The organism is Anthropogastromicrobium sp. (assembly GCF_037349415.1).
GTDB lineage: Bacteria > Bacillota > Clostridia > Lachnospirales > Lachnospiraceae > Anthropogastromicrobium > Anthropogastromicrobium aceti.
The window spans coordinates 1-11,648 of sequence record NZ_JAXWCK010000032.1; the positions used below are offsets into that span (position 1 = coordinate 1).

Consider the following 11,648-nt stretch of genomic DNA (forward strand, 5'->3'; position numbering starts at 1 on the left):
ACTCTTGCAGAACTCACAAAGCATGGATACGAGACAAGAGACTGCCGTGGAAATTTTATTTTCGTGACACCAAAACATCAGGCGACCGAGGTTGCGCAGAAATTAGAGACAGAAAAAAAGATTTTAGTAAAATCATATGGCAATGAAATGTTGAAAAAATATCTGCGTATTTCAGTTGGTTCAAAAGATGCAATGGAACGTTTCCTGACTGCATTTTTTGAGATCGATGAAATAGCATAATATAGATTTAGCAGACGTTTGAATGAAAAATACGAGTACAAGGAGAACGATTTGAAAAAAGTCATTACGTATGGTACGTTTGATCTGCTGCATTATGGCCATATAAACCTGCTCAAACGTGCGAAGGCGCTGGGAGACTATTTAATTGTGGGTGTGACAACAGATAGTTTTGATATCAGCAGAGGAAAACTGAATGTTCAGCAGTCTCTAATGGAGCGTATTCAGGCAGTAAAAGATACTGGACTTGCAGATGAGGTTATACCAGAGGAGTACATTGGTCAAAAAATAGATGATATTCGTCGATATCATATTGATGTTTTTGCAATTGGTTCAGATTGGGAAGGCAAATTTGATTACCTGAAGGAATATTGTGAGGTGGTTTATCTTCCACGCACTGCTAATATTTCCAGTACAAAGCTTCGTCAGGAAAATAGTGGTATACGTCTTGGTATTATTGGCTATGAGCCGATGGTTGAAAAATTTATTCAGGAATCCAGGTATGTAGGAAATGTAGAGCTGTCGGGGATTTTTCAGCCGCCAATAAAGCAAGAACAATTGTCAGAAGGTTTGTTATTACATGAAAAAAAGTATGCAGGAAACCTTACAGTTTATGAAACGCTGCAGGAATTGCTTGATGAGAGTGATGCAGTCTATGTGGTAACATCGCCGGATAAACGGGCTTGGTACAGCCAAAAGGCATTAGAGCAAAAAAAACATGTTCTTTGCGAATCACCAGTGGCACTAGAAAAAGAGGGTGCACTTTTTCTGACAAGACTTGCAAAAGAAAAAGGCTGTGTTTTCTTAGAAGCTATTAAAACCGCATATTTTATGGCATTTAACCGTCTTGTTCTTATGGCAAAGAGTGGAGAGGTTGGAAATATCAAGGCAGTTGAAGCAACCTGTACACAGATGACGCCGCCGCCTGTAGGTTACCAAAAGGGTGGCTTTGGCAGTATGGCAGTATGGGGACCATTTGGATTATTGTCTGTATTTTCAATTTTGGGAGCAGATTATAAAAAATGTGATATGGTGACATATCAGACAAAAAATGATCAAGATCTTTTTTCAAAGATAAATTTTTTGTACGCAAATGCAGCCGCATCTATCAAGACAGGAATTGGTGTAAAATCAGAAGGTGAGCTTATCATAACAGGAACAAAAGGATATATTTATGTACCGTCACCGTGGTGGAAAACAGATTATTTTGAAGTTCGTTATGAGGACTTTACACAGAACAGACGCTATTTCTATAAGTTGGATGGAGAAGGGCTTCGCTATGAGATAGCTGCTTTTTCGCGTGCTATTCAAAACGGAGTAAACACAGGCTGTATGGATGAGAAAATTACGGCATCGATAAGCAGTGTAATGGAACAGTTTTATGATAAAGAATGCCCTAATCATGATTTTATATCTTGATAGAATGATATCAGGGTCAAAAGGTCAGTTCAGGCAAAGATTTTGTAAAAAAAAGTCTGGTAATTTGTCTAAAATATGCTATACTATTAAAGATTGTGTGGTTAAACAATAGCCATAAATCAAATTAGGACAAGAGTTTGTCTGTAATAGGATGGGCTTTAGAGTCTGGAAAACAGAGAGGAGAACCCGGTATGGCCAAGGGAAAGAAGAAGTCGGCCAAGACACCGCTTTTAATTGTGGTGCTTGTATTGTTGATTATTGTTTTTGCGGGACTTTGTGTATTTTATTTTGGATTAAAGCATTATCTTGGAAAAACGAATTATGTAGATGATAGTGAAGTTACCATTAATTATGGTTTGTTAACAGCAGATGAAGATGATTTGGAAGGCTTTACTGAGATGGAGACGCTGGATGCAGAGGCAGCAGCAGCTTTTGCTAAGGAAGTAAATGTAGGTCAAAATATTGATATTGCTTCTGATGGCGATGTTTATAATATCCTGCTGATCGGTTCTGATACTAGAAATGGATGGTATGGAAATTCCGATTCCATGATCTTAGCTTCCATCAATTCGCAGACAAAGACAATTTATATGACAAGCTTTATGCGAGATTTGTATGCTAACATTCCAAATGTTGGTATAAGAAAGCTAAACAGTGCCTACGCAGTTGGCGGTGGTCCGCTTCTTGTTTCTACAATCGAAAGTAATTATCGAGTTGATATTGATAATTATGCTTCAGTTGACTTTAGTTCGATGGCTAATATCATAGATCTTGTAGGTGGTGTTGATCTGGAAGTTTCAACACAGGAGGCTGGTTATATCAATATGTATCTGGATGAGCAGTGCAGACTGCAGGGATTAAATGCTTCTGATTACTATGTTGCAGGTGGTGGAATTACACATCTGAATGGAAATCAGGCAGTTGGATTTGCAAGAATCCGTTACACAAGCCGTGGAAATGAGCATTCCGATTATGGTCGTACTTCAAGACAAAGAGAAATTCTTGTACAGCTGATGCAAAAAGCAAGATCTCTGGATGCAACAACTTTGCTCGCTGTTGTAAATAATATGCTTCCGCTTATTACTCACAACATTGATGCGGCAACATTGACAACATTGATTGCTAACGCACCTTCCTATATAAATTATGATATTCAGACGGATCGTATACCATATGATGGTCTGTATTCAAATTTAGGTGAGGAGCTTGTTCCAGATTTTGAGGCAACAATTAATCGTCTGCATCAAACAATCTATGGAAATTAAATAAAAGTAAAATTCGTCTTATCTTTTTGATAGGGCGAATTTTTTTGCAAAAAAAATAAAAAAGTGCTTGACAGATTTTGAAATTATGTTATACTTCTTATAGAACAAATGAAACACACATAACTCGCAGCCACTAAGCGATTGTTCTCAAGACATCATAGACAAAATATACCAAATGATGTCGTGCAGTGGCAGATAAGGAGGGGCTATGAATATTAATAAATTTACACAGAAATCAATGCAGGCAGTTCAGGATTGTGAAAAGCTTGCGTATCAATATGGAAACCAGGAAATTGATCAGGAGCATTTGATCGTTGCGCTGTTACATCAGGAAGATAGTTTGTTTGCAAAACTGATCACCAAGATGGATATTCAGCTTGAATATTTTGAAAACAGAGCAGTTCAGACACTTGAAAAAAAGGTTAAGGTGTCTGGTGGAAACGGACAGCTTTATGTCAGCAATGCACTGAATAAGGTACTTGTAAGCGCAGAGGACGAAGCAAAGGCAATGGGAGACGAATATGTTTCCGTTGAGCATCTTGTCCTGGCATTGATTCGTTATCCAAATAATGATGTAAAGGAACTGTTTCGTGAGTTTGGTATTACCAGAGAACGTTTTCTTCAGGTATTATCTACTATTAGAGGAAATCAGAGAGTGACATCTGATAATCCAGAAGCTACTTACGATACACTGAACAAGTATGGCAGTGATCTTGTTGATAAGGCAAGAGATCATAAGCTTGATCCAGTAATCGGACGAGACAGCGAGATTAGAAATGTTGTACGTATTCTTTCACGTAAAACAAAGAATAACCCTGTTTTAATTGGTGAGCCGGGTGTTGGTAAGACTGCAGTTGTAGAGGGTCTTGCACAGCGTATTGTCCGCGGTGATGTTCCAGAAGGTTTGAAGGATAAAAAGATCTTTTCACTTGATATGGGTGCACTGGTAGCTGGTGCAAAGTATCGTGGTGAATTTGAGGAGCGTCTGAAAGCCGTTCTTGATGAAGTTAAAAAGAGTGAAGGTAAGATTATCCTCTTCATCGATGAGCTTCATTTGATTGTTGGTGCAGGTAAAACTGATGGCGCAATGGATGCCGGCAACATGTTAAAGCCGATGCTTGCAAGAGGTGAGCTTCATTGTATTGGTGCGACAACACTTGATGAGTATCGCAAATATATTGAAAAGGATCCAGCACTAGAGCGTCGTTTTCAGCCAGTTTTAGTTGATGAGCCAACGGTAGAAGATACTATTTCCATCCTGAGAGGTCTGAAGGATCGTTATGAGGTTTATCATGGTGTAAAGATTACCGATGCTGCGCTTGTAACAGCAGCAACACTCTCTAATCGTTATATCTCAGATCGTTTCCTTCCAGATAAGGCAATTGATCTTGTCGATGAGGCATGTGCGCTTGTAAAGACCGAGATGGATTCCATGCCGGCTGAAATGGATGAGCTAAGTCGTAAGATTATGCAGCTTGAAATTGAGGAGGCTGCATTAAAGAAGGAAACTGATCACTTGTCACAGGAGCGTCTTGAGACACTCAAGCAGGAGCTTTCAAGTCTGCGTGAAGAGTTTGCAGGCATGAAGGCACAGTGGGACAATGAGAAAAAGTCAGTAGATCACTTAAGCAAGCTGCGTGAGGAAATAGAGCAAGTTCATCAGCAGATTGCTCAGGCACAGCAGAAGTATGATCTTAACAAGGCAGCTGAGTTACAGTATGGCAAGCTGCCACAGCTTGAAAAACAGCTGGCAGCAGAGGAAGAATCTGTAAAGTCAAAGGATCTTTCTCTTGTTCATGAGGCTGTTACAGATGATGAAATCTGTAAAATTATTTCAAAATGGACAGGTATTCCTGTTGCCAGACTTACAGAGGGTGAGCGCGAGAAGACACTTCATCTGGCTGATGAGCTTCATAAGAGAGTCGTTGGTCAGGATGAGGCTGTTGAGAAGGTAACAGAGGCGATTCTTCGTTCTAAGGCAGGAATTAAGGATCCTTCAAAGCCGATTGGTTCGTTCCTTTTCCTTGGACCAACTGGTGTTGGTAAGACAGAGCTTGCAAAGGCGCTTGCTCAGAATCTGTTCGATGATGAAAACAACATGGTTCGTATTGATATGTCGGAGTACATGGAGAAGCATTCTGTATCTCGTCTGATCGGAGCGCCTCCGGGATATGTTGGATACGATGAAGGCGGTCAGCTGACAGAGGCAGTACGTCGTAAACCATACAGTGTTGTTTTATTTGATGAGGTAGAAAAGGCTCATCCTGATGTATTTAACATCTTACTTCAGGTACTTGACGATGGTCGAATCACTGATTCTCAGGGTCGTACCGTAGACTTTAAGAATACTATTTTGATCATGACATCTAATATTGGATCCTCATATTTGCTTGATGGCATTGATGAGCAGGGCAATATCAGATCAGAGGCAGAGTCAGCTGTTATGAATGATCTTCGCGGTCATTTCCGTCCAGAGTTTTTGAATCGTCTTGATGAGATAATCCTCTTTAAGCCATTAACAAAGGACAATATTGGCAATATCATTCATCTAATGGTAGCAGATGTCAATAATCGTCTTGAAGACCGTGAGCTGTCGATTTCTCTGACAAAGGATGCAGAGCAGTATATTGTTGAGCATGGCTATGATCCAGTATATGGTGCAAGACCGCTGAAGCGTTACCTGCAGAAGAATGTTGAGACACTTGCAGCAAGAATCATTCTTTCTGGAGAAGTTCACGCACAGGATGTTATTGAAATTGATGTCGGTGATGGTGGTTTGAAGGCAGAAGTTGTTCATACACCTAAGAAGGCATAAAAGGGTCTTTGTTACAGTTCATGAATATCACTTGCAATTTTTATTGATTGATAGTATAGTTTAAGAGGTATCTTCTAAAAAAGAAGATGCCTCTTTTCTAATACTAATTAAAAAAGTCAGTATTTATTCAAACTTATATGAAAGAAACACGGATTTGGATTGTTGCTGACAGACAATATAGAGGATATGAGAGGCTTAGAGTAAAGATTATGAAAATCAGTGAATTACTGCAGCGCATTGACTATATGGTATTGCAGGGCAATCTTTCAGATGAAGTGACGGGCATTTGTCATGATAACCGTATGATTCAGGAAGGGGATGCCTTTATCTGTATCTCAGGCGCACGTTTTGATACACATACGATGGCAAAGGAATTGGCAAAAAAGGCAGCACTTCTTGTTGTTGAAAAGCCAGTTGAGTTAGAAGATGGCTGCAAAACAGCAGTTGTGCAGGTCGCATCTACAAGAGATATAGTTGCAGCACTTGCAGCAGCCTTTTATGGATATCCATCTGAAAAGGTGGTTTGTATCGGAATTACAGGATCAAAGGGCAAGACAACATGCACTCATATGATGGCTGATATTTTGCGTGCAGCTGGTTATCTTACTGGAACAATAGGTACAAACGGTGCCATAATGCCTGCAGGATGCGATCATGCTGTATGGGGATCCGATAAATATAGCTGTGCACCGTGTAATGAGACACCAGGCTATGACTGCTATGAATTAAATAATACGACTCCGGATCCAATGGAGCTTCAAATGTATCTGGCAATGATGGTAAAGGCAGGATGTACGCATGTTGTTTTAGAGGTTTCATCACAAGGTATGAAGCAAAAACGCGTGGCAACAGTAGATTTTGCTTATGGTGTGTGGACCAATATCGAGACTGGTGATCACATTGGACCGAATGAGCACAAGGATTTCGAGGAATATCTATATTGCAAGGCGATGTTGTTAAACCAGAGCCGCCGTGCTTATGTAAACTGTGATGATCGTCATCTGGATGCTTTTATGAAGTATGTAACCTTAAGCGATGGTTCTGATGGTCGCACAAAGCAGGTATTCTATTATGGAGAAGGCGAAAAGGCCGATTATCGCATTGGCAATTTAAAGAAGAGCCAAAATGGTGTGCTTGAGGCTCCAGGAATCGAGTTTACGATGAGTGGTGCGTTGGATGCAGACATTCGGGTCAATCTGCCAGGCGATTTCAATATGTACAATGCGGCAGCAGCAGTTGCCATTGCGCATGATATGGGAATTTCAACTGATATCATCAATAAAGGATTAACTCATTTAAGGATTCGCGGCCGTTTTGATATTGTGTTCAATAATGGTCATTTTGCAGTCTGTGTCGATTTTGCCCATAATGGTTACAGCACAAGAAATCATCTTGAAGCACTTCGTGAATATCATCCAAAGCGCATTGTCTGCGTATTCGGTGCTGACGGAAACCGTTCCAAGTATCGCCGCTACGAGATGGGAGAGGCGAGTGCACTGTTAGCCGATTTGAGTATTGTTACTGCTGGTCACAACCGCTATGAGACATTTGATCAGATTTTTGCTGATATCAAAATTGGAATCGATAAGGCACAGAAAGAAAAAGCAGAACCTGTTTCGTATTTGGTCATTCCGAACCGCAAAGAGGCAATCCACTATGCAATTGAACATGCACAGGAGGGCGATATGATCACAATTCTTGGATTGGGACATGAGAGTTACCAGGAGGAGAATGGAGTTAAGACGCCACATAGCGATATTCAATTTGCGGCACAGTGCTGTAAGGAGTGTTATCCGCAGGGGTGAAAAAAGCAGTAATTAGCAGAATGGCTACAAAACACTTGAGGGAGGAAGAAGAATGGATAGACAAAAGGTAAAGTCAGGACTGGGATTAATGTTCTGGGGAAACATTGTGGCATTATTTGCAGTAATTCCAATTCTGGGAGTAATTGCAGCTCTTGCTGGCGGAATCATGGAATTGATTGCGATTGTAAATCTGAGAAAACAAAGTGAAAAATATAATAATGCATTTTGGTTTACAATTGCCGGAATTGTGCTTGGGCTCTTCACCGGTGGAGATGGATTATGGGGAACAGCGATGTCAATTCTCCATGGCCTTGCAACATTGGGTGCAACCTACTACATTTGCACAGCAACAGAGGAATGTGTAAGTATAGTATCTTATGAGGTAGCAGATTATTGCCACAGCGTATGCAACTGGTATGTTACCTGCATGGTAATTTCACTGGCGATCAGTGCAGCTATATTTGTATTTTCAATTATTCCGATATTAGGATTTATCGTCGCAGCAATTGGATCCATTGCTCTTATTGTAGTGGCTATTTTCCAATTAATAGCGTCCATTCGCTTTTTGATTATGCTTTGGAAGTGTCAAGGGGTGCTGTAAAGAGGTCTTGCCTGTAGCGGCTGCGACAATCTGGGAGGCGGTTCTGTTGAAGCATTTTATGAGCCTTATATAAACGGTGAGAAGGAGCTTCGCCAGTTGAATGAGGAGTATGTCAGCAATAGCGGAATAGTGAGATAAACAAAAAATGCGGTCATCTTTTATAAAAAAAGGTGTGGATTGAAATATTTAATGCCACAAATAATCCCTTTCTTCTTTCTTATGTCACCTTCCTTAAGGAAGGTGCGGATTAAAATCTATATTGGGATTTAATTGAGTAGGCAATAGATCAGAAAAAGTAAACGGCATAAGCTATGGAAATGTAGCCTATGCTGTTTATTTTTGTTCAGAAGTTGAAAAGCAGATTGCGACATGATATAATTTGTATGATAGTCGCCATGTCCTGAGCAATGGTGAAGAGAAGATAAGTATTCTGGAGAAAGACCAGAGGATAAGCGGAGGAAAAATAAGAATGGTTGATACCAAAAAAGAACAGGAACGTGACGAACTGCATCGTGCAATATGGGCGATTGCTGACGAATTGCGTGGAGCAGTAGATGGATGGGATTTTAAAAATTATGTTCTTGGAACAATGTTTTACCGTTATATTTCAGAAAATTTGTGCAGCTATGTGAATAGTGGTGAGATTGAAGCTGGAAATAGTGAATTTGATTTTGCTAAACTGTCAGACGAAGATGCAGAGGAAGCAAGGGAAGGATTGGTAGAGGAAAAAGGCTTTTTTATTCTGCCAAGCGAGTTGTTTTACAATGTACGTGCGAATGCTGCAAATGATGAAAATTTAAACGAAACACTGGAAAGAGTATTTCGACATATTGAGGAATCAGCGAAAGGCAGCGAATCAGAAAGTGATTTTGCTGGACTGTTTGATGATTATGATGTAAACAGCAATAAATTAGGTTCTACCGTAGCAAAACGAAATGAAAAGCTCGTGAAATTGCTAAATGGTGTAGGCGAAATGAATCTTGGTGATGTAAAAGATCACTCTATCGATGCTTTTGGTGACGCATATGAGTATCTTATGACCATGTATGCCTCAAATGCAGGAAAATCTGGTGGAGAATTTTTTACTCCAGCTGATGTGTCAGAACTGCTTACAAGACTTGGTACAGTAGGAAAAACAGAAATCAACAAGGTATATGATCCAGCATGTGGTTCTGGTTCGCTGCTTTTGAAAGCTGAGAAAGTTCTTGGCAAAGAAGCTATTCGTAATGGTTTTTATGGTCAGGAGATTAATATTACAACCTATAATCTGTGCCGCATTAATATGTTTTTGCATGATGTAGGTTTCGACAAGTTTAATATTGCTTGTGAAGATACACTGATCAGTCCTCAGCATTGGGATGATGAACCATTTGAATTGATTGTATCAAATCCACCATATTCAATTAAATGGGCAGGAGATGAAAACCCGTTGCTGATTAATGATCCTCGTTTCGCACCAGCGGGAGTTCTTGCACCAAAGAGCAAGGCAGATCTGGCATTTATTATGCATAGTTTGTCTTGGCTTGCATCTAATGGAACGGCTGCTATTGTATGTTTTCCAGGCATTATGTATCGCGGTGGTGCAGAGAAGAAAATTCGTCAGTATTTGATTGATAATAACTATGTGGATTGTATTATCCAGTTGCCGAATAACCTGTTCTTTGGTACGTCCATTGCAACATGTATTATGGTTATGAAGAAAAATAAAACTGATAATAAGGTTTTATTTATAGATGCCACAAATGAGTGTGTGAAGGTAACAAACAATAATAAATTGACACCAGAGAATATTGAGCACATCGTAGATATATTTGCAAAGAGAGAGGAGATTTTGCATTTCTCACATTTAGCAAATTATGAAGAAGTCGTAGAGAATGATTATAATTTGTCGGTTTCCACTTATGTTGAGGTAGAGGATACCAGAGAGAAAATTGACATTGTGAAGTTGAATGCAGAAATCAAGGAAATTGTGGCTCGAGAGCAGATACTTCGTGATGAGATTGATAAGATCATTGCGGAGATTGAGGGGGAATAAAGTGATAATGTATGACTGGATTCTTGAACACAGTGATAGTATAGGGTTGTCAATTGATTTTATTTCTTTAATTGTAAGTATTTTTCTTACGGTTATTATTTATAGACTTGAACGTCGTCACGAAAAAGAACATGAATTAGCTGAAGAAAAAGCGCAAAAGTTGGCTGTGTTTGAAGTTGCGAAGGTGTTTTTAATTGATAACGATGATGAAGTGGAATACCTTCCTCTTGCTGAAATTGCAGCAAAATTAAATCTAAAGAGAAAGCACTACCGTAGCATTACAACTCGTTTTTTACGTTGCTCTCAAAAACAGCAGGAGGAGATTCTTCGCCAAGCAAATGTGGTAGATATTCAAATATCAATGGATGCAGTTAAGATTGCATTAGAAAAATTGCAGACTGATTTAGAAAACTTTGAATTTGGTCGAAATATTCTATATGATGGTGCTAAATATCTTCATCGAGCCTTCGAACGGTGGGCTGAAGAAGAGGTGAAGGATGTTAATCCATATATATTTGAAAATTTGGAAAAAAGTGAATGGTATGGTAGTCAGTCAAAAATTCCTTTGCGTAGTTTTGACCATATAGATCCACTTTATTCTTATATGCGGAGTTATCAGCACGCAGAAGAGTTGGGACTTTGTAGGGATCAAATAGAACCACCAGTGGATATGGTATTTCGGCAGTGCAATCTTGGAACATGTGACGAACAAATTATGACATTTTGGACAATGAGAATCATTATTGATGCTTGTCATACATTTAAAGATTTGCCAGGAGTTGACAATTTTGATGAATCTCTAATACAGAAGCAAGAAGATATGTATTACTATACACTTGCTATGTTATGTACTGCATATTCTGTAGAATGAGGAATTACAGACTACTGAGTAAATTGAACTAAATTAATATAGAGAAAATCTAACAATACAGATATTGATGAAGAGAAAGAGAAGATTGTCGATATGTGGAATCCATATATGATTGAGAGTGGTGGTGAAACGGAATGAGTAGACTAAATGAACTAATTAAAGAACTTTGTCCAGATGGGGTAGAGTATAGGGAATTACATGAAGTTCTCACAATAAAAAATGGGAGTGATTACAAGCAGTTTGGCACAGGAAATATTCCAGTTTATGGTTCTGGTGGAATTATGACATACATAGATCGTTATGCATATAACAAACCATCTGTACTGATTCCAAGAAAGGGGTCTATTGATAAGTTATATTATGTAGAGGAACCATTTTGGAATGTGGATACTATATTCTATACTGATATAGATGTGTCACAAGTTATACCAAGATTTGTTTATTTCTGCTTACAAATGGAACATCTTGAACAGTATAATACTGCTGGAGGAGTTCCAAGCCTCACACAAAAAGTCTTGAATAAGATTAAGCTCCCTGTACCTCCTCTGGAGGTACAACGTGAAATAGTCCGCGTGCTGGACTCTTTTTTATTACTTACAG

General features: G+C 39.2%; 8 protein-coding genes and 1 pseudogene. All 9 read left to right on the forward strand.

Going from position 1 to position 11,648, the window contains the following annotated elements; translation table 11 throughout:
* A pseudogene (locus tag WJP93_RS07135) lies at positions 1-240 on the forward strand (histidinol-phosphate aminotransferase family protein); the annotation flags it as partial.
* A 51-nt stretch (positions 241-291) separates the two neighbouring features.
* On the forward strand, positions 292-1,656 hold the full coding sequence (locus tag WJP93_RS07140) for an adenylyltransferase/cytidyltransferase family protein (RefSeq protein WP_337547503.1): 1,365 nt from the start codon (positions 292-294) through the stop codon (positions 1,654-1,656).
* Between the two features lie 191 nt (positions 1,657-1,847).
* Entirely contained in the window at positions 1,848-2,921 is a 1,074-nt protein-coding gene (locus WJP93_RS07145) for an LCP family protein (RefSeq protein WP_337547504.1), read from the forward strand.
* A gap of 208 nt (positions 2,922-3,129) precedes the next feature.
* A complete protein-coding gene (gene clpB, locus WJP93_RS07150; RefSeq protein ID WP_337547506.1) occupies positions 3,130-5,736 on the forward strand; it encodes an ATP-dependent chaperone ClpB in 2,607 nt (868 codons plus the stop codon).
* Positions 5,737-5,945: 209 nt separating this feature from the next.
* Entirely contained in the window at positions 5,946-7,541 is a 1,596-nt protein-coding gene (locus WJP93_RS07155; RefSeq protein WP_337547507.1) for a UDP-N-acetylmuramoyl-L-alanyl-D-glutamate--2,6-diaminopimelate ligase, read from the forward strand.
* A 52-nt stretch (positions 7,542-7,593) separates the two neighbouring features.
* Positions 7,594-8,142 (forward strand): hypothetical protein, encoded by a 549-nt coding sequence (locus WJP93_RS07160; RefSeq protein WP_337547508.1) that lies wholly within the window; start codon positions 7,594-7,596, stop codon positions 8,140-8,142.
* 469 nt (positions 8,143-8,611) lie between these two features.
* On the forward strand, positions 8,612-10,177 hold the full coding sequence (locus WJP93_RS07165) for a type I restriction-modification system subunit M (RefSeq protein ID WP_337547509.1): 1,566 nt from the start codon (positions 8,612-8,614) through the stop codon (positions 10,175-10,177).
* A 7-nt stretch (positions 10,178-10,184) separates the two neighbouring features.
* The gene (locus WJP93_RS07170) at positions 10,185-11,048 is read left to right on the forward strand and encodes a hypothetical protein (RefSeq protein ID WP_337547510.1); all 864 of its coding nucleotides are present in this window, start codon (positions 10,185-10,187) and stop codon (positions 11,046-11,048) included.
* Positions 11,049-11,182: 134 nt separating this feature from the next.
* Positions 11,183-11,648, forward strand: a 466-nt coding sequence (locus WJP93_RS07175) for a restriction endonuclease subunit S (RefSeq protein WP_337547511.1), incomplete at its 3' end; no start/stop codon positions are given.